This window comes from Duganella sp. AC237 (assembly GCF_979254035.1).
Map to the genome: position 1 here is coordinate 51,251 of NZ_CEEDEW010000003.1, position 18,458 is coordinate 69,708.

Consider the following 18,458-nt stretch of genomic DNA (forward strand, 5'->3'; position numbering starts at 1 on the left):
AACAGATTTGTCGGTGAACTGCCATTCCTGTATATTCGGCGTACATTTTTGAACGGGTTTTGACACATGGAATGGAGCGACGTCCGAATTTTTCTAGCGGTGGTCCGTTCCGGTTCTCTGGGCGAGGCGGCGCGCAGACTCGGGGTAAGTCATCCGACCGTGGGTCGGCGGATCAAGGCGCTCGAAGACGAGGCGGAGCAGGCGCTCTTCCGCCGGACCAAGGATGGGCTGGTACTGACGGACACCGGGGACGCGGTGCTGGCGCTGGCGGAATCCATGGAAAATTCCGGCCTGGCCATGGAACGGCGGTTGGCGGGCAACCACGAACGCCTCGAAGGCGTGTTACGGATATCTTCGGCGGAGTGGTTTGCCGGCTATGTTCTCGCGCCCGTGCTGGCTGAATTGACTCGCCGCCATCCAGCCATCGTGCCCGAGGTGATCGCCAGCTACCGGCTGCTCGATCTGTCGCGTCGCGAGGCCGACGTGGCCTTCCGTATCGTGCCCTTCACGGAACCGGACATCGTCCAGCGCCGCCTGATGAGCATTCCGTACGGCCTCTACGGCTCGGACGAATCCGCGCGGGCGTTGCAAAGGGATCCGGCTTCGGTCGGACTCATACTCATGAATTCGGCGCAGTCGCACTTTCCCGATGTCGCCTGGCTGCTTGACCGGTTCCCGCTATCCCGGCGTGTCTTCACTAGCACAAGCCGCGCGGTGCAGGCGCGCATGTGCGCGCAAGGTATGGGTGTGGCAGTACTGCCGAGGCCACTTGGCGATGCGACACCCGGGTTACAACGCATCGAGACATCCGAGCCGCCGCCGGGCAGGGATATCTGGGTTGGCTACCACCATGACCTGCGGCATATGGATCGCCTGCGGGCGCTGCTGGATATTGCCGATACCATGCTATCGCCTGCGTTTGCGCCAACGCGACATCGCTAGCCATACCAGGGAGGGAATGACCCAGACCAGCGGTACGGGCGTTCACCGAGTGGACTACCGAGCTGTTCGGCAACGCCTCACCGGCGCGTGCACGATCGCTAGAACGCGCTCTTGACGACGCCGCCATCGACACGTAGCGCCGCGCCGGTGGTCGCCGACGCCAGCGGGCTGGCCACGTAGGCCACGAGCGACGCCACTTCCTGCGGCGTGCCGAAGCGCTTGATCAGGGACGTCGGACGCACGTGGTCGAAGAACTCCGCTTCGATCTGCTCGAAGCTCTTGTCGCTCGCGCGCGCCGCGACTTCGTCGGGCCGGGCAGGACGCTGTTGACCGTGATGCCGGTGCCGGCGACCGATTCCGCCAAGCCGCGCGAGACGGCAAGTTGCGCAGTCTTCGTCATGCCGTAATGGATCATTTCGGTGGGGATCTGCACCGCGCTTTCGCTCGAGATGAAGATGATGCGGCCCCAGTTCGCCCGTTTCATCTCGGGCAGCACCAGGCGCGCGAGCCGTACGCCGCTGAGCACGTTGACGTCGAAAAACCGCAGCCAATCCTCGTCGGGAATATCTTCGAACGCCTTGGGCTCGAAGATGCCGAGATTGTTGACCAGGATGCTGATGCCCGGATAACGCCGCACCACTTCCTTTGCCTCCTCCGCCAGGCTCAGGTCGCCGGCATAGCCGTAAACCGTGCCCTGCGTTTCCTCCCGTATGCGGTTCACCGCGTCGTCGACCCCGGCCTGGGTCCTGCCGCTGACGATGACGCTGGCGCCCTCCCGCGCCAGCGTCGCCGCGATCGCGTAGCCGATGCCCGCCGTGCTTCCGCTGACGAGCGCCAGTTTGCCATTGAGTTGCAAGTCCATGTCGATTCTCCTTGGTTGGCTCTTGTGGTTGAAAACACAGGATATCCCAAAGAGCAACTGCCCTAAACACACTATCGGGTGGAAATCTTCTATACAATCGCGGATGAACGTTGCCAAGTTATAACTAATTTCTATGTGACATGAGAATACGCCCATTGCCCGGCGGTCTGCGCGGCGTGCTGGCCTGCTGCGCCGTGTTTTTGTGCGGCGCCCTGCCTGCGGCAGGCCGGGCGCAAGCCGTGTCATCCCCCACCATCGATTTGCATCACACCAGCTGGAGCGCGCGCGACGGCGCGCCGGAATCGATCATTTCGATGACGCAGACCAGTGACGGCTGGCTGTGGTTGGGCGGGGCGGGCGGACTGTATCGATTCGACGGCATGCAGTTCGAGCAATTTGTCCCGGTCAATGCCGCCTTGCCGCCCAAATACGTCAGCATTGTCAATGCGGCGGCGGACGGCGGACTGTGGATCGGCTATCGCGCCGGCGGCGTCAGCTACCTGCGGCAAGGGGTGATACGCAGTTACGGCGAACAGGACGGCTTGCCCGAGCGCGCCGTCTGGGGCCTGGAGCAAGACGGCGGCGGCCGGATGTGGGCGGCCACCGCGTTGGGCCTGTTCTACCTGGAGGGTGGCCGCTGGCATAAGGCGGACGGCGCCTGGCAAGTGGCTGGCGGCGGCTATAAAACCCTGATGCGTGATCGGCATGGCGTGCTGTGGGCGCAGGGCGATGCCGGCGTGTATTCGCTCAAGCCGGGCGCGACGCGGTTCGCCAGGGCGGCGGTCGACAGCGGCACCGGCGTGCTGTTCGAACTCCCCGATGGCAATGTCGTCAGCTGGGATGCGCTGCATGGCCGGCTCCATCTGCTGACAGGTCCCCAGCGCAATACCGTGTATCGGCAGTGGGGATCCCTGGGCGATCCCGGCAGTCTTTTGGTCGACCGCCACGGCGATCTGTGGGTGGGGCTGCTGGAAGCATTGGAATATCGCACGGCGCGGGTAACGGCCCGGGCGGCGTCGCCCCAGGGCTTGAGCGGGCGCGCCGTCCACGCCATTTTTGAAGATCGCGAAGGAAATATATGGACGTCCACGTCCACTGGCATCGACCGGTTTCGTGCCAAACGCGTGAGCCGGCTCGATGTTCCGGAAGCGGCCATCGGCGGCGCGCTGCTTGCCGACGAGCGTGGCGGCGTCTGGATCGGCAGGTATCACGCCATGGCGAACGAGCGCGGCCAAGTGACGGCGACGCCCCGCCGGACGGTGGACGGCGCCGGCTGGGACGGCTTGCTGTCCAGCTTGGCCCGCACCGGCGATGGCGCGCTGTGGGGGGCCTCGTACGGCACGTTGTGGCGTTTTCAGGGCGAGGACAGCCGGACGGTGGGCCTGCCAGCCGCGGTCGGCGGCGCGCGCGTGCGGGCGCTGCTGGCGGACCAGGACGACGGTCTGCTGGTGGCGCTGTTTCCAAATGGCTTGTATCGCCGCAGTCCCCGGGGGCAATGGGAACAAACCGGCAGGCAGGCCGAAGTCAATGTGATGGCCCGCTCGGACGCCGCCGGCCTCTGGCTCGGCTATCATCCCGGCCTGGTGGCCCAAGCGCAAGGCGCGGCGTGGCGCAGCTACGGGCCGGCCGAGGGATTGACGCTTGGCCCGGTGATGGCGCTACACCTGCATGCAGGGCACGTATGGGCGGGTGGCGAGAGAGGCTTGGCATTGCTCGGGGAAAACCGGTTTAACCAGCTCAGCGGCGCCGATGGCGAGACCTTCCACGGTATTTCCGGCATGGTGGAGCTGCAAAACGGCGATCTGTGGCTGAATGCATTTGCCGGCCTGTTCCGCATTCCCGCCGCCGAGATCGCCAGATTCGAGCGGGGGCGCGCGTACCGCGTGCAGTATGAGCGGCTGGACCGGCTCGACGGACTGGAAGGCAGCGCGCCCTACTTCACGCCGACACCATCGCTGGTGCTGGCCGCCGACGGGCGCCTGTGGGTCGCCCGCACCACCGGTCTTTTTCGCCTGGACCCCGCCGCATCCTTGCCGGCCGCGCCCCGGCTGCCGGTCACCATCAAGACGCTGGGTCCGCCCGGCAACGTCAGGCCGCCGCTGCAGCCGATCCGCTTCGCCCCGGGCAACTCCGCATTGCAGATCGATTACACCAGTGTGGCGCTGTCGATGCCGGAACGCCTGCGCTTCCGCTACCGTCTGGGCGGCGTCGATGCCCAATGGCAGGAAGCCGGCGCACGCCGCAGCGCTTACTACGGCAATCTGGCGCCGGGCCGGTATGATTTCAGCGTCACCGCGACGGACTACAACGGCCAGTGGAGCGATGCCGTCACCACGGTCGGTTTCGAGATCGCGCCCAAGGCGACGCAGACCTGGTGGTTCAAGGCGCTATGCGTGCTGGTGTCGCTGTCGGCGGTCTACCTGGCTTACCGCTGGCGCATCGGCCGGCTGGGCCGGCAGATGGCGGCCCGGCTGCAGGAGCGCGTCAACGAGCGCGAACGCATCGCCCGCGAGCTGCACGACACGCTGCTGCAATCGGTGCAGGCGCTGGTGCTGCACGTGCACGCCGCGATGCTGGAGTTGCCGGCGGCCGCCGTGGCGCGACTGCGGATCGAAAGCGCGTTGCTGCAGGCGGACGAGGTGCTCAACGAGGGGCGCGAGCGGATATGCGCACTGCGGGGCGACGAAATCGGCAAGCCGGGTTTCGAGGACGCGCTACGGGCTGCGGCGGCGCGCCTGCGGCAGGGCGATGCGGCCCCGGTCGGCGTGACGGTTACCGGCGCCGTCCGCCAGCTGGACGCCACTGTCCACGTGGAAGCCCTGGCGATCCTCACGGAGGCGATGGCCAATGCCTGCACCCACGCCAGGGCGACCAGGATAGAGGTGGAAGTCCACTATGGCGGGCGGGAATTCCGCTGTATCCTTAGCGACAACGGCATCGGCATGCCCGCCACGGTGTTCAATGACGGTGGCCGCCCGAACCATTGGGGCATGCGCGGGATGTACGAGCGCGCCGCCGGGATCAACGCCAGGCTGGCGCTGCGCAGCGGTGAAGGCGGCGGCACCGCCTGGCGGCTGGACCTTCCGGCCAAGCTCGCCTATGCGCGCTTGCATCAGGACCGCTTGCATCAGGACCGCTGACCCGGCCGGGCGATAACGACAGGAGCAAAGTCATGCAGAACGACCAGATCAGCATCATGATCGCCGACGATCACCCCTTGCTGCGCAGCGGTATCATCGCGGTGCTGTCGGCCAACCCGCGATTTGCCGTGGTGGCGGAGGCCGAAGACGGCGACACGGCCGTCGAGCTGTACCGGCGCTGGCGCCCCGACGTCATCCTGATGGATTTGCAGATGCCGGGCTTGAACGGCATCGAGGCGACCGGCGCGATACGCCGGATCGACCCCGAGGCCCGCGTCATCATCCTGACGACGTTCGACGGCGATGTGCAGGTGACGCGCGCGCTCAAGGCCGGCGCGACCGGCTATGTGCTGAAGAACACGGCCCGCACCGCCTTAAGCGATTACATCGTTTCGGTGCACGCCGGCCGGCGGCTGTTGCCGCCGCCGGTCGCGGCCAGCCTGGTCAACAGCTTCCAGCTCGACGCCTTGAGCAAGCGCGAGGTCGAGGTGCTGCGCCTGGTCAGTGGCGGCAATTCGAACCAGCGCGTGGCCGACCAGCTGGGCTTGCGCGAAGACACCATCAAGACCCACATGAAAGCCATTTTGCAAAAGCTCGACGCGCGCGACCGCACCCATGCGGTGATGATCGCCGTGCGGCGCGGCTATTGGGAGAACTGAGCGGTTGCAAGACACGATAGGGTGAAAAACAACCGGCCCTAGGCGGCAGTGACCGCGACACCGCCCCGTCCTTATACTGTTTTTTTGCCATCGAGCGAAAGGACGGTATCGCCATGAACACCCGGTTGAAATTGTTGTTGAGTTTACTCCTGGCGGCGGGCGCTGCCCATGCCGCGCCGCCGGCCCTGCAATCGGCCAGCAAGCTTACCTTTGGCGACGCGCAAACCTTGTTCGTCGCCGACTGGAAGGGCGCGCGCATTTTCGCGCTGGCGCTGCCGGCGCCCGTCCGTCCTGCCGGCAAGCCGTTCAATTTGATGGATGTGCAGGCGCCGATCGCCAAAGCGCTGAGGGTGGCGCCGGGCGCGCTGCGCTTCGAGGACATGGCCGTGCAGCCCGGCGGCGAAGTGGCGTACGTCGCGCTGACCGTGCGGGGCGTGAAAGGCCAGGCCAAGCCCGCCATCGTCAGTATCGACGCCACGGGGCAAGTCCGGCGGCTCGATCTGGCCCGGGTTTCGTCCTCGGCCGCCATCACCGATGCGCCGACGGCCGATGTCGCCTTCTGGCGCGACCTGCCGGCACAGACCTTGACCGTCACGGACATGCGCTACTACCAGAACCGGCTGTATGTGGCCGGATTGTCGAACCGCAGTTTCGCCTCCACCTTGCGGGTGTACGACTATCCGTTCAGCGGCAAGGCCAGCGCCACCACGGTCGAGATGTACCATCCGGTCCACAATCAGATCGAAACCCGCGCGCCGATCCGCAGCATGACGGTGATGACGATCGGCGGCGAGCCCACGCTGGTCGCGGCCTATACGTGCACGCCGTTGGTGACCATCCCGCTCAAGGATCTGAAGGATGGCGCGCACATCGCCGCCCGCACCGTGGGAGAACTGGGCTGGGGCAGCGCGCCGAACGGCCTGGTGAGTTTCAGCACCGGCGGCCAGGACTACGCCTTGCTGGTCAATTCCAGCCGGTCGGCCGACCTGTTGAGCGCCGTCGACCTGGCCGCCGCCGCCGCCGCGCCGGGCCTGGCCGCGCCGATCGAGTGGCCGGGCAAACCTTATCTCGGCGTCAAGGCGACCATGGCGCCGATGTCGGCGGTGATGCGGCTGGACAACCTCAATCCGAAATTGCTGCTGGCGCTGCGCCGCTCGGAAGCGGGCGGTGAAATGCAGCTGGTGTCGATTCCCAAGGGCGGCTACCTGCGCCTGAGCGACTTCGTCAACGAGTACGATTTTCCCGATTACCGTTATCCGGACGGCGACACATTCCGCGACTTCCACAAATATGCGCGCACCATCGAAGGCTATCCTGAACTGGCCCGCTAGCGCGTTGCTGCTGGCGCTGGCCCTGGCGCCCGGGCCGGTGCTGGCCGACGCCACGGTGACGCCTTCCGGACCGACGGTGGCGGAAAACCTGTTGCGGATCGAATTGCACCTCGATCGGCCGTTGGCGGCGCCGCTCGATATGGGGCGTGTCGTGTTGTTCGATAGCGCCGGCGCACCGATTCGCGACGCTTTCCTGGATTTGCCGCTGCCGGACCGCAGCGGAAGGACCGTCGCCCTGTTGCTGCATCCGGGCCGTATCAAAAGCGGCGTCGGCCCTAATGTCGCGCTGGGGCCGGCCTTGCGCAGCGGTCAGTTCGTCACACTGCGCATTGACGATCCGCAAGTTGGTCCGCCGCTGGAACGGCGCTGGCTGGTGACGGCGCCGCTGCGCCAGCGCATCGATCCGGCACAGTGGACGGTGCAGGCGGGGCGCCGTGGCGGCCGGCAGCCGCTGCGCGTTCATGTTCCCGCCGCGCTGGATGGGACTGCGGCTGCGCAGATCGCCGTGCAGGGCCCGAACGGGCGGCGCCTGCCGGGCGCGGCAACGCTTGCGGCCGGCGAGCGGGAATGGCGCTTCACGCCAACGCGGCGCTGGCGTTCGGGGAGTTACCTCTTGCGCATCCATCCACGACTGGAAGACCCGCAGGGTAATCGACTGTGTTCCGCCTTTGAGCAGGCCGGGCAGAGCGCCCAGCTGTGCCAGGCGGAAGGGCGGGTGGCCTTTGTGATCGAGTGAGCCTCGCCTCCTCTCAGCGTGATCCCGCGTCATCGATGAAATCGACCAGTACGATCCATGTTATAACAATGTTGACTGACAACCCAAGCGGGTATAGCGTTGCGAGACATGGGAGGATATATGCGCATCGCTATTCGTCGTATTGGAAATTCAAAAGGGATGATTCTCCCGACAGCGCTTTTGGCCCAGATTGGCTTGCAAGATGAGGCAGATGTATCGGTCGAGGACGGTGCGATTGTGGTTCGTGTTCCGGCTCAGCCGGTTCGTAGCGGGTGGGCGGAGTCCAGTAAAGCGCTTGCCGCTGCTGGTGACGATGCCTTGATCATGCCGCAGTTCGGCAACGCCGACGACGAGGCGATCACGTGGTAAAGCGGGGCGAAATATGGCTGGTGAATCTCGATCCGACCGTCGGTAGCGAAATTCAAAAGTCGCGCCCGTCGTTACCAATCCCCAAACGCTAGCTGTCACCCTGCAAACCTTACAAGTAATTTTTGCTCCGTAAAAGCTGCCGTTTACGCTAGCGGATATTCACCAGCGGAGGCGGTTCATCCGGGGCAGCTTCGACATCCTTCGGCCATGTCGCATCGGGCTTCAAGAGCAGCAACTGCTCCTCCATCACGCGAAACTCCAGCGGGTTGTCCATACGGCTCACTTCTCCATCGAGCGCCACCTTGACCTGGCGGCGCCGCGCCAGCCTGCGTCCCTTCACCGTCACCTGCATCTGCTTGAAGCTGAAGGTGGTGAGCTCGTCGCCCTGGTCCAGGCGTCCCATGCGGCCCAGCGCGCCGTGCAGCATCAACCACAATATGCCCAGCTTGCCCTTGGTGCGCGGCGCCACCGCCGCCAGCCGGCCATCCTCGAGCGCCGCGCTCATCGGCGGAATGCCGATCTGTTCCATTTGCAGGCGATTGTTGCCGACAAAGAATGTGGCGGTGCGCAGGCGCTGCAGCTGGCCGTCGATGTGCAGCACCAGGCGCAGCCGGCGGTGCGGACTCAACACGGTTTTCAGCGCCGACAGCGCCGCCACCAGCCGGCTGCGGCCGAACTGCTTCTTGTCCTGCTCGCGCTCTTCCAGCATCTTCGGATACAAGCCGATGCTGGCGTTGACCAGAAACACGCGGTCGTTGACCACGCCCACCTGCACCGGGTGCAGCCGCGCGGCAAGCAACGCGTGCACCGCCTCGCTCAGGTCTTCCGGGATGCCGTGGGTGCGGCCGAAATAATTAAAGGTGCCTTGCGGCAGCACGCCGAACGCGCAGCCGTGCGTGATCGCCTGACGCGCCACCGCGTTGATGGTGCCGTCGCCGCCGGCCGCCACCAGCACGCCGCCGGCGTCGGCCGCTTGCCTGGCAAGCTGGCCGGCGATCTCGTCGATGGTGTCGGGCTGATCGACGATGGTCAACTCAAACTGCCGGCCGGCCGCGCGCAGCACCGTTTCGATGGTGGTGCGGCGCTCTTCCGTCTCGGAATGGCCGGAACCGGCATTGAGGGCGATGAAAAAACGGGCGTCGGGCGAGGTAGCGGTAGCTGGCATTGGGCAAGGTCGGTTGGTCGATCATCACCGGCGCGGCGCGGCAAGTCATTGTAACCTTGACATCGCGTTGCCTATGCTCGTTAGCACACAGAAACCACTTTTGCCGCCCCGACGCCACCGGATCACAGCGCCGGATGCAGTCCACGCACCGGGCTGACCGCTTCGAGCAACGACGCGACATGCAGGATCGTCGACTCCGCCTGCCATGTGCCGACGATCTGGATGTTGATCGGCAGCCCTTCCCTGCTGGTGCCGAAGCGCATCGCCAGGCCCGGCAAGCCGGTCACGTTGAGCGGCACCGTCGCGCCTTGCAGGTAGGTCGCGTCCACCGTCCGGCCGTCGATAACGAAGCTTTCCACACCGTGCTTGTGCGCCGGGATCGGCAGCACATGCGTGATCAGCGCGTCGTACCGCGAGAAGTAATCGGCATAGCCGTCGCGCAGCCGCTCGGCCGCCTGCTCGGCCTCGATGTAGTCCTTCATCGACGTATCGGGCAGCGACAGCATGGTCTTGGCCATTTTGTAGAGCTCATCCTGGCTGCGGCCCGCCGTCGCCGCCGCGAACGCCGGCTTCATCTCCATCACGTGCAGCTTGTTGAACACGTCGAGGGCAAAATCGCGCTCCAGCGCCGGGATGCCGACGTGCTCGACAAAAATGCCGATGTCCTGCAGCGCCCTGGCCGCCGCCTTGACCGTCGCCGCCACTTCGGGATCGACCGGTCCGAAGCCGGGGCCGACCATCCAGCCGACGCGCAGCGGACGTGACGGCGCGTTGCCGAGGCCCGCGTCGAACGGCACCGTGCTGCTGGCGAAGGCGTCCTGGCCGTCCGGCCCGGCCAGCTGCGCGAACGCCAGCGCGATGTCGCGTACCGAGCGCGCCATCGGCCCCACATGCCAGAAGCGGCGCGGCGCGCGCGGCCAGATGCCGGTCATCGGCACGCGGCCGTGGGTCGCCTTCATCGAGGTGATGCCGGTCTGCGCGGCCGGTCCGCGCACCGAGATGGCGAGGTCGGTGCCCAGGCCGAGCGGCGACATGCCGGCCGCGATCGCCGCCGATTCGCCGCCGCTGGAGCCGCCCGGCGTGCGGCTCAAGTCCCACGGGTTGTTGGAGGCGCCGGAGAGCAGGTTGTCGCTTTCAATCCAATAGGAGAATTCCGGCAGGTTGGTCTTCGCCAGCAGGATGCCGCCGGCCGATTTCATGCGCGCCACGCTGGTGGCGTCGGCGTCGGGCACGCGGCCCTTGAAGATCGGCGAACCGCGCTGGGTGGCCACGCCGGCGGTGTCGATCGAATCCTTCACCGTGAACGGCACGCCGTGCAGCGGACCCAGCTCGGCTCCCGACAGCACCGCCGTCTCCGCCGCCTTGGCCGCCTGGAGCGCGTCGCCGGCGATCGTGACGATGGCGTTCACCTGGGGATTCACGGCCTCAATGCGTTCGAGGTGCGCTTGCATGACCTCGACCGGCGAGATTTCCTTGGTACGGATGAGTTCAGCCAATTTGGTCGCGTCTTGATAGAAAAGTTCGGTGTTCATAGTCGCCTTTCGATGAGGGTGGTCACAGGAAAAACGCTGGGTTGTTAGCCTACCTAACGTTCGTTAGGCTGAAAGATATACGCTATAATCGACTCCGTCAACACTGTTCGAGGAAAAATTCTTGAAAACCGAGCCCACATCCAATTCCAGCGACAGGATCCTGGCGGCGGCGACCAGGATCGCGCAAGCGCGCGGCTACGGCGGTTTGAACGTGCGCGGGCTGGCGGAACAGGTCGGCATCAAGGCGGCCAGCCTCTACCATCACTTTCCCAGCAAGGCCGACCTCGCCGCGGCTGTCGCCAAGCGCTACTGGGAAGATTCCACCGTGACGCTGGAGGCCCTGTCGGCGGAGACGCAAGACCCGCTTGCCGCCTTGCGCCGCTATCCCGAGACGTTCCGCCGCTCGCTGGAAAACGACAATCGCATGTGCCTGGGCAGCTTCATGGCCGCCGAATATGACGATCTGCCGGCCGTGGTGCAGAAGGAGGTGCAAGCCTTCGCCGAGGTCAATGTCGCGTGGCTGGCGAAAACCCTGGTGGCGGCGCAGGTGACCGGCGTCGACGAGGCGCCCCGCCGGGCGCAGGCCATCTTCGCGGCGATCGCCGGCGCCCAGCTGATGGCGCGCGGCCGCGCCGATATCACGCTGTTCGACGCGCTGATCGAGAGTTACCAAGGCGTCGGCCTGCTGCCGTCGTAAACCGGGGCTTTGGGTACACTACGTTTATGACAATTAAAACGACGTTGATCCAAAGCTGGCGCTCATTGTGGGAACTTCGCCCCCGGCATGAGGTCCCCACCGTCACCCGCCTGCTGATCGCGTCGCTGATCGCAGTCGCCCTGGCCCTCGCGCTGATGTCGTTTGTCGCCATCTTCGGCCACGTCGACCGGCCGGGCTGGTGGTGGGCGTCGATGCTGCCCAACATCGCGATCTGCCTGTGCATCGTGCACACGCTGTTCGGCGTGCTCCGGCTTGCCGAGCGCTATCTGCCGCCGCACCTGGCGGCGCGCCTGTCCGATGTGCGCGACATCCGCGCCGGCATGGCGCTGTCCGCGCTGGCCCTGATCGGCATCATTGTCGGCATGACCATCGGCTTCACGATCGTCCCGATTCTGGTGGGATTCAACGTCTGGGACATGTTTATTTCCCTGCCTGCCGCGCTGACCAAATTCGCCGTGTTCATTCTGTTCGTCCTGGGTATCAACTGGGTATGGTGGCGCTCGCGCCTGCGCCAGCAGCAGCTGCAAAGCGAGGTCACGGAGGCGCGCCTGCGCCTGTTGCAAGGGCAGATCGAGCCGCACTTGCTGTTCAACACGCTGGCCAACATCCAAAGCCTGATGGACTACGACACGCCGCGCGCGAAACGGATGATCGAAACCTTCTCCAGCTATCTGCGCGGCAGCCTGTCGCAGCTGCGCCAGACCGACAGCACCCTTGCGGCCGAACTCGACATGGCGCGCAACTACCTCTCCTTGCTGCAGATCCGCACCAGATGGCGCTGACATCGCCGGACATCGTCACGGCGGCGATTCGGCAAGTGCTGCCGCCATCACGCGATAAAATGCTCGCCGGACAATAAGAAATAACGCTAACCGTGGACCACTGTCACACGCGGCCAGCGCGACGCATAGTTTTTCTGCTCGACGCGTAGACGATAGGTTTCCATGCTCACCCGCGCCGGATTGCGCCGCACCACGCAATCGAATAGGTCGTCCAAACCATGCGGCGCAATCACTACGATGGAGTCATCGCGGTTCAGGGACAGGCCGACGCAGGTAGCGTACTCGGGCCACGACGCAACCGCGTCCTGGAGCGAGGCAAGCGGCGCGACCGCATGGCCGAAACAGTCTTCGAACCATCGATGCACCGACGCCTGGTTGGTCACTTCCCAAGGAATCTCCGGCATCGCGTGATGAAGCCGCCGCTGCAGTTTCGTTTCCGTCTCAGGCGCCAGATCGGACGCGTCGAAATAGGCGACGTCCACGTCGGGCAGCCGCGACGGCGTCGCATAGTTGTGCAAGGCGTCCCACACCAGATTGCGGACAGCGCCCGCGCCGATGCAGCATGACGGCAGTTCCAAATCGCGCACCGCTTCCAATGCCGCCATGAACCATGCGGAGGACCGGGCGATACGACGCAAGCGCTCCGCCAATTCGTCTGCGCGCACAATGTCGATCCCTGTTTTCAGTTCAACGCCCGTTCCTCGGCGCGCAAGGTCAGCACCTGTACGCCGTTGCGCGTCACCGCCACCGTATGCTCGAACTGCGCGGACAGCTTGCCGTCCGTGGTCACGACGGTCCAGCCGTCCTCCTCGGTGTGCACGGTGCGGCGGCCCTCGTTGAGCATCGGCTCGATGGTGAAGACCATGCCTTCCTGTAGCACCAGTCCCGTCTTCGGCTTCCCCCAGTGCAGCACCTGCGGCGCTTCGTGCATCTCGCGGCCGATGCCGTGCCCGCAATATTCCCGGACAACCGTGTAGCCGTTGCGCCGCGCGTGGCGTTCAATGGCATGGCCGACGTCGCCCAGCCTGGCGCCCGGTCGCACCGCCTTGATACCCTTCCACATCGCCTCATAGGTCACTTCCACCAGCCGCTTGGCCAGCGGCGAGACTTCGCCGACGAGATAGGTTTTGCTGGAATCGGCGATGAAGCCGTTCTTTTCCAACGTGATGTCGAAATTGACGATATCGCCGTCGCGCAGGATATCGGTGGTGGAGGGCACGCCGTGGCACACCACATTGTTGCGCGACGAGTTGAGCGAGTAGGCGAACCCGTACTGCCCCTTGCTGGCCGGACGCGCACGCAGTTCATTGACGATGAAGCTATCGACCATGTCGTTGACCTGCATGGTGGACATGCCGATCAGCCTGAACTGGTCGAGGTGGCCGAACACGCTGGCCAGCAGTTTACCCGACTCGGCCATCAGCGCGATTTCTTCCGGTCGCTTGGTCATCCGATGGCGCTCCTGAACTGGGTGTCGACGTCGACGCCGACGCCCGCCGCCCGCAACTCCCCGGCGACGATCTCGTTGAAACTGAGCGTGGGATTCATTTCGCACAACATGCCGATCTTGATCCAGAACGCCGCCTGCGCGTTGATCGAGCGGCAGCCCACGCCGCTGGCCTTGCGGATCTGGTCGTGCAGATTGTCGTCGATGTTTACGATGCCCATAATTGGTCCTATATACGAAGTGTATATGGATTGTATATGCATCGTCTTGTCCTGCGCAAGCGGCGTTTTTAGCCTTTGTCGTCCTCCGGGATCGGCCGCACCACCAAAAAGAGATACGACATGGCCCCGACGAAGGCGATGCCGGCGCCGGTCAGCAGCGCCGGAACGAAGGACCAGGTCTGTGCAATGTAGCCGGTCAGGATGGGCGCCAGCGCGCCGCCGAGGAAGCCGCCGAAGTTCTGCAGCGCGCCGAGCGAGGCGATGCGGCTGGGCGGCGCCGCCACGGTGGCAAGCGACCAGGCGGACGCCGACGAGGCGTTGGCCAGGAAGATGACCATCGAGATGCAGGCGACGGCTAAGGCGTTGCTGTCGACCAGCGCAGCCGGCACCGTGAACACCACCATGCCCAGCGTGGCGACCACCACCGCGTTGCGGCGCCCGGACATCTGGGACTTGGCCCTGCTGGCGACCTTGTCGGAGGCCCAGCCGGCGATCAACGCGCCGGCGAAGCCGCAGATGAACGGAATCGACGACGCCAGCCCGGCGCCCGCCAGGTCCATATGCCGCTCGGTGCGCAGGTAGCCCGGCAGCCAGGTCAGGTACACCCAGTTCAGGTACACCGAGCCGAAGAAGCCGAACATCATGCCCCACGTCGTCCGGTGGCGGAACAGTGCGCACCAGGCGGCGAAGCTGGTCTTGGTGACCGCTTCTCCTGTGACGCCGTCCTCCAGATAGGTGCGCTCGTCGGCGTTCAGCTGCGCCGGCACCGGATCGCGGTACAGCGCTACCCAGACCACCGCCGCCGCCAGGCCCATGGCGCCGGTGACAAAGAAAGCCCAGTGCCAGCTGGTGGCCGCGATCAGCGGCGCGAGCAACAGCGGCGCGAGCGCGACGCCCAGCGGCGAGGCTGAGTTGTAGACGCCGGTCGGCGTGCCGCGCGAGCGTGCCGGGAACCAGTTGCTCACCACCCGCGCCGCCGCCGGAAACTGCGGCGCCTCGCCGATGCCCAGCGCGATGCGGGCGATGACGAACCAGCCGAAGGTCGAGGCCAGCCCGCCGGCGGCCTGCGCCAGCGACCACACCACCAGGCCGATGCCGAGCAGCCAGCGCGGCCCGATCTTGTCGACCAGCGCGCCCACCGGCAGCTGGCACAGCGCGTAGCTCCACGAGAACGCCGACAGCAGCAAGCCCATCTGGCCGAGCGAGAGGCCGAGGTCGGCGCGAATGTATTCGTTGGCCACGGCCAGGGTGGCGCGGTCGAGGTAGTTGATGACGCCGCACACCACCAGCAGCACCAGCGACAAGGTTTGGCTGCGGCGGATGCGGGCGGGGGTGTCGTTACCGGAGATGTTGATCATTGCGGAAGGCGCTTTACGGTTGTCGCTAACTGTCTCGGCGAGGGCGGTCCTCCCCCGGAAAACCAAGAGTATAGATCACCGCTCAGGCCGCCCGGCCACAGCCTGCGCCATCGGTCGCCGCAGCCTATGTACGCTACCGCACGGATTTCCGCACGGTAATAAACAACACTGCATTTGGGGTCGCTGCAATCCCCCCGCCGGCCAGATCCGCTGAACCCGGTGAGCCGTCTCGAGGAGTTGCAATGCAAAAGCTCATCACACGCGTCCGCATATCCGTGTCGCTGTCCGCCCTGATCACCCTGGCCGTCGGCCTGACCTTGACCTCGCTGCTGTTCGTCAGCGTGCGCCGAGTCGAGGCCGCCCGGCAAACCGTGCAATTCGAGCAAAACGCCAAGCTGCGCATCAACGCCGTGTCCGGCGGCGTGCGCGACGCGGTCGACCAGATCGACGCGCTGCGGCAACTGTACGCCACGTTCGGCCTGCTCACCCGCGAGCAATTCCACCAATTGAGCCTGCCGCTGCGCGAGCACTCGCCGCAAATCCAGGCGCTCGGCTTCCAGCGCCTGATCCAGCACCGCGAGCGCGCCGCCTACGAGGCCGCCATGCGCGAACGGTTCCCCGGCTTCACGCTGACCGAACTGGTCGACGGCCGCGTGCGCCGCGCCGGCATCCGCGACAGCTACCTGGTGGTCGACTACCTGGAGCCGCTGTTCGGCAACGAAGACCACGTGGGACTGGACACCGCGCCGATGGCCGAACTGGCCGACGCCCGCCAGGTGTCGCGCCAGCGCGGCGGCAGCGCCGGCACCGCCGTGCTGCCGCTGCTGTTCGCCAACGGCCGCTTCGAGGGCTTTCGCGTGCTGGCGCCGGTGTTCTGGCGCGGCGCGCCGCTCGATACCGCCGCCGAGCGCCAGCGCGCGGTGGTCGGCGAGCTGGTCGCCGAGCTGCGCGTCGACCGCCTGTTCGACCCGGTGCTGGAGTCGCGCGGCTTCCCGGCGCTGGACGGCATCGGCATCCGGCTGTTCTCCGCCTCCCCTGGGATCCCCTCGCGGCTGATCGCCAGCCACGGCGACGTCGGCGGCGCGCTGGCGGCGTCGCCCAACAGCCCGCACTGGCTGTCGTCATGGCTGTTCTACGACCGCCCGGCGCCGGTGGTGTCGTCGTTCGCGCTGGCCGGCCAGACCTTGCGGGTGGAGGTGAGCCAGACCGGCACCTTCTTCGCCGACGGCCACAACGGCTCGCTGTACGCGCTGCTGGGCGGGCTGCTGTCGACCCTGCTGGCGACCGCGTATATCTACGCGCTGGTGACGCGCCTGGCCATGGTCGAGCGGGCCACGCGCGAGCGCACCTCCACACTGGAGTTCGCCAACCTGCGGCTGGCCGAGGACCTGGCCCAGCGCGTGCAGACCGAGCAAGGCTTGCGCCTGCGCGAGCGCGTGATCGAGGTGTCGGCCAACGCCATCATCCTGTGCGGCGCGCAGGCGCCGGAGCATCCGATCGAATACGTCAATCCGGCGTTCGAACGCCTCACCGGCTTCAGCGCGCACGAGGTGCTGGGGCAGCGGCTCGATTGCCTGCACGGCGGCGGCCAATACCAGGGCAACATCGAGCAGATCCAGACCGCGCTGCGCGAGCAAACCGAGGGCCACGCGCTGGTGCGCAACCATCGCAAGGACGGCAGCGGCTACTGGAGCGATTTGTTCGTCGCGCCGGTGCAGGACCAGCATGGCGCCGTCAGCCACTTCGTCGTCGCCCAGTACGACATCTCGGCGGCGATGGGTTACGAGGCCGAGATCGAATACCAGGCCACCCACGACAGCCTGACCGGACTGGCCAACCGCAATTTGCTGCGCGACCGCCTGAACGACGCCATCGCCGGCGCCCGCCGCAGAAGCGGCGCGTTCTGGGTTGCCTTCCTCGACCTGGACCGCTTCAAGTTCGTCAACGACACCTTGGGCCACGAGGCCGGCGACACGTTGCTGAAGATCGTGGCCGAGCGGCTGTCGGCCTGCGTGCGCGAAACCGACACGGTGGCGCGCGTCGGCGGCGACGAATTCATGCTGGTGCTGCCCGAAAATCCCGAGGACGGCACCGGCGTCGCCGTCCTCACGCGCATCATGGAAGCGGTCGGCCAGCCCATCATGATCGAGGGGCACGAGTTCTTCGTCACGTGCAGCGTCGGCGTGGCCACCTATCCGACCGACGCCGACAGCGCCGACGCCCTGTCCCGCTTCGCCGACATCGCGATGTACCGCGCCAAGGAATTGGGGCGCAATGGCTTCCAGTTCTACACGGCGGAGATGAACGAGCGCACCCTGGACCGGCTCAAGATCGAAACCGACCTGCGGCGCGCGCTCGAGCGCGACGAGTTCGTGCTGCACTACCAGCCGCAGCTTTGTTTAAAGAGCGGCAAGATCATCGGCATGGAGGCGCTGCTGCGCTGGAACCATCCGACCCAGGGCATGATCGCGCCGGCCCGCTTCATCGGCCTGGCCGAGGACATGGGTTTGATCGTGCCGATCGGCGCCTGGGTGCTGCGCACCGCCTGCTTGCAGACGATGGCCTGGCACAAGGCCGGCTGGACCGGGCTGAGGGTGGCGGTCAACCTGTCGCCGCGCCAGTTCACGCAGAAGACCATGGTGCAATCGATCGCCGACCTGCTGCAGGAGACCGGCATGATCCCGTCGTTGCTGGAGCTGGAGCTGACCGAGGGCACGGTCATGCACGACGTCGAGTACGCGATCGAGGTGCTGCGCAATTTGAAGGCACTGGGCGTGCAGATCTCGATCGACGATTTCGGCACCGGGTATTCGAGCCTGTCGTATCTGCGGCGCTTCCCGATCGACGTGCTCAAGATCGACCAGTCCTTCGTGCGCGAGTTGAGCATCGACGCCGACGACGAGGCCATCGTGCGCGCCATCGTCACGCTGGCGCACAGCCTGCGGCTGGAAGTGATCGCCGAGGGCGTAGAAAACACGGCGCAACTCGATTTCCTGCGCGACGAGGGCTGCGACATGATGCAGGGCTATCACTACAGCCGTCCGCTCGGCAGCGAAGCGTTCCAGCAACTGCTGATGCAGGACCGGCGCCTGCCGACCCAGGACCGGCGCCTGCCGACGCTGGCGCGGGTCCTGCCGGCCTAGACGGCCGCGTGCAGTGCGGCGTGCGGGCCGTCCATGGTCAGCACCAATAAATC

At 65.9% G+C, this 18,458-nt stretch carries 15 protein-coding genes and 2 pseudogenes; 10 read left to right on the forward strand and 7 right to left on the reverse strand.

All coding sequences use genetic code 11. The features are described from left to right. Positions 1–66: 66 nt before the first annotated feature. Complete coding sequence (locus tag AC0IYS_RS00610) at positions 67–942, forward strand: LysR family transcriptional regulator (protein WP_471703367.1); 876 nt, start codon at positions 67–69, stop codon at positions 940–942. Positions 943–1,040: 98 nt separating this feature from the next. Here AC0IYS_RS00610 and AC0IYS_RS00615 read toward each other — a convergent pair. Continuing rightward, positions 1,041–1,804: pseudogene (locus AC0IYS_RS00615) on the reverse strand (SDR family NAD(P)-dependent oxidoreductase). Between the two features lie 140 nt (positions 1,805–1,944). On the opposite strand from AC0IYS_RS00615, the gene AC0IYS_RS00620 reads away from it, so the two are divergent. The 6 genes and pseudogenes from AC0IYS_RS00620 to AC0IYS_RS00645 form a co-directional block, all read left to right on the forward strand. Continuing rightward, entirely contained in the window at positions 1,945–4,944 is a 3,000-nt protein-coding gene (locus AC0IYS_RS00620) for a sensor histidine kinase (protein ID WP_471703368.1), read from the forward strand. Between the two features lie 32 nt (positions 4,945–4,976). Further along, entirely contained in the window at positions 4,977–5,603 is a 627-nt protein-coding gene (locus AC0IYS_RS00625; RefSeq protein ID WP_471703369.1) for a response regulator, read from the forward strand. 137 nt (positions 5,604–5,740) lie between these two features. Continuing rightward, positions 5,741–6,934, forward strand: a complete 1,194-nt coding sequence (locus AC0IYS_RS00630; RefSeq protein ID WP_471703370.1) for a hypothetical protein — start codon at positions 5,741–5,743, stop codon at positions 6,932–6,934. After that, entirely contained in the window at positions 6,894–7,670 is a 777-nt protein-coding gene (locus AC0IYS_RS00635; protein WP_471703371.1) for a hypothetical protein, read from the forward strand. Before AC0IYS_RS00630 ends, AC0IYS_RS00635 begins: the two co-directional genes overlap by 41 nt. A gap of 120 nt (positions 7,671–7,790) precedes the next feature. Further along, entirely contained in the window at positions 7,791–8,039 is a 249-nt protein-coding gene (locus AC0IYS_RS00640) for an AbrB/MazE/SpoVT family DNA-binding domain-containing protein (protein ID WP_471703372.1), read from the forward strand. Next, a pseudogene (locus tag AC0IYS_RS00645) lies at positions 8,033–8,119 on the forward strand (type II toxin-antitoxin system PemK/MazF family toxin); the annotation flags it as partial. The gene AC0IYS_RS00640 and the pseudogene AC0IYS_RS00645, both read left to right, overlap by 7 nt. Before the next feature lie 68 nt (positions 8,120–8,187). On the opposite strand, the gene AC0IYS_RS00650 reads toward AC0IYS_RS00645, so the two are convergent. After that, positions 8,188–9,204 (reverse strand): diacylglycerol/lipid kinase family protein, encoded by a 1,017-nt coding sequence (locus AC0IYS_RS00650; protein ID WP_471703373.1) that lies wholly within the window; start codon positions 9,202–9,204, stop codon positions 8,188–8,190. A 122-nt stretch (positions 9,205–9,326) separates the two neighbouring features. Beyond that, positions 9,327–10,736 carry an amidase gene (locus tag AC0IYS_RS00655; RefSeq protein WP_471703374.1) on the reverse strand — a complete coding sequence of 470 codons (1,410 nt, stop codon included), beginning with the start codon at positions 10,734–10,736 and terminating at the stop codon, positions 9,327–9,329. A gap of 121 nt (positions 10,737–10,857) precedes the next feature. Here AC0IYS_RS00655 and AC0IYS_RS00660 point away from each other — a divergent pair, with 121 nt between their 5' ends. Continuing rightward, entirely contained in the window at positions 10,858–11,433 is a 576-nt protein-coding gene (locus AC0IYS_RS00660) for a TetR/AcrR family transcriptional regulator (protein WP_471703375.1), read from the forward strand. A 26-nt stretch (positions 11,434–11,459) separates the two neighbouring features. Continuing rightward, entirely contained in the window at positions 11,460–12,236 is a 777-nt protein-coding gene (locus AC0IYS_RS00665; RefSeq protein WP_471703376.1) for a histidine kinase, read from the forward strand. A gap of 86 nt (positions 12,237–12,322) precedes the next feature. Here the strand turns inward: AC0IYS_RS00665 and AC0IYS_RS00670 are convergent, their stop codons facing one another. From AC0IYS_RS00670 to AC0IYS_RS00685, 4 genes are all read right to left on the reverse strand, one after another. Beyond that, positions 12,323–12,841 carry a nucleotidyltransferase family protein gene (locus AC0IYS_RS00670; protein WP_471708770.1) on the reverse strand — a complete coding sequence of 173 codons (519 nt, stop codon included), beginning with the start codon at positions 12,839–12,841 and terminating at the stop codon, positions 12,323–12,325. Positions 12,842–12,918: 77 nt separating this feature from the next. Then, the gene (gene map, locus AC0IYS_RS00675; protein ID WP_471703377.1) at positions 12,919–13,686 is read right to left on the reverse strand and encodes a type I methionyl aminopeptidase; all 768 of its coding nucleotides are present in this window, start codon (positions 13,684–13,686) and stop codon (positions 12,919–12,921) included. After that, on the reverse strand, positions 13,683–13,904 hold the full coding sequence (locus tag AC0IYS_RS00680) for a ParD-like family protein (protein ID WP_471703378.1): 222 nt from the start codon (positions 13,902–13,904) through the stop codon (positions 13,683–13,685). The genes map and AC0IYS_RS00680 overlap by 4 nt, the downstream gene beginning before the upstream one ends. A 68-nt stretch (positions 13,905–13,972) precedes the next feature. Further along, entirely contained in the window at positions 13,973–15,262 is a 1,290-nt protein-coding gene (locus AC0IYS_RS00685) for an MFS transporter (RefSeq protein WP_471703379.1), read from the reverse strand. 242 nt (positions 15,263–15,504) lie between these two features. Between AC0IYS_RS00685 and AC0IYS_RS00690 the strand changes: the two genes are divergently transcribed. Further along, positions 15,505–18,405: a bifunctional diguanylate cyclase/phosphodiesterase gene (locus AC0IYS_RS00690; RefSeq protein ID WP_471703380.1), complete on the forward strand. Its 2,901-nt coding sequence runs from the start codon at positions 15,505–15,507 to the stop codon at positions 18,403–18,405. Positions 18,406–18,458 lie beyond the last annotated feature (53 nt).

Coding starts and splice junctions, on each gene's coding strand:
- AC0IYS_RS00610 (WP_471703367.1), top strand. CDS start 67: ATGGAATGGAGCGACGTCCGAATTTTTCTAGCGGTGGTCCGTTCCGGT.
- AC0IYS_RS00620 (WP_471703368.1), top strand. CDS start 1,945: ATGAGAATACGCCCATTGCCCGGCGGTCTGCGCGGCGTGCTGGCCTGC.
- AC0IYS_RS00625 (WP_471703369.1), top strand. CDS start 4,977: ATGCAGAACGACCAGATCAGCATCATGATCGCCGACGATCACCCCTTG.
- AC0IYS_RS00635 (WP_471703371.1), top strand. CDS start 6,894: ATGCGCGCACCATCGAAGGCTATCCTGAACTGGCCCGCTAGCGCGTTG.
- AC0IYS_RS00640 (WP_471703372.1), top strand. CDS start 7,791: ATGCGCATCGCTATTCGTCGTATTGGAAATTCAAAAGGGATGATTCTC.
- AC0IYS_RS00650 (WP_471703373.1), bottom strand. CDS start 9,204: ATGCCAGCTACCGCTACCTCGCCCGACGCCCGTTTTTTCATCGCCCTC.
- AC0IYS_RS00655 (WP_471703374.1), bottom strand. CDS start 10,736: ATGAACACCGAACTTTTCTATCAAGACGCGACCAAATTGGCTGAACTC.
- AC0IYS_RS00665 (WP_471703376.1), top strand. CDS start 11,460: ATGACAATTAAAACGACGTTGATCCAAAGCTGGCGCTCATTGTGGGAA.
- AC0IYS_RS00670 (WP_471708770.1), bottom strand. CDS start 12,841: ATGGCGGCATTGGAAGCGGTGCGCGATTTGGAACTGCCGTCATGCTGC.
- map (WP_471703377.1), bottom strand. CDS start 13,686: ATGACCAAGCGACCGGAAGAAATCGCGCTGATGGCCGAGTCGGGTAAA.
- AC0IYS_RS00680 (WP_471703378.1), bottom strand. CDS start 13,904: ATGGGCATCGTAAACATCGACGACAATCTGCACGACCAGATCCGCAAG.
- AC0IYS_RS00685 (WP_471703379.1), bottom strand. CDS start 15,262: ATGATCAACATCTCCGGTAACGACACCCCCGCCCGCATCCGCCGCAGC.
- AC0IYS_RS00690 (WP_471703380.1), top strand. CDS start 15,505: ATGCAAAAGCTCATCACACGCGTCCGCATATCCGTGTCGCTGTCCGCC.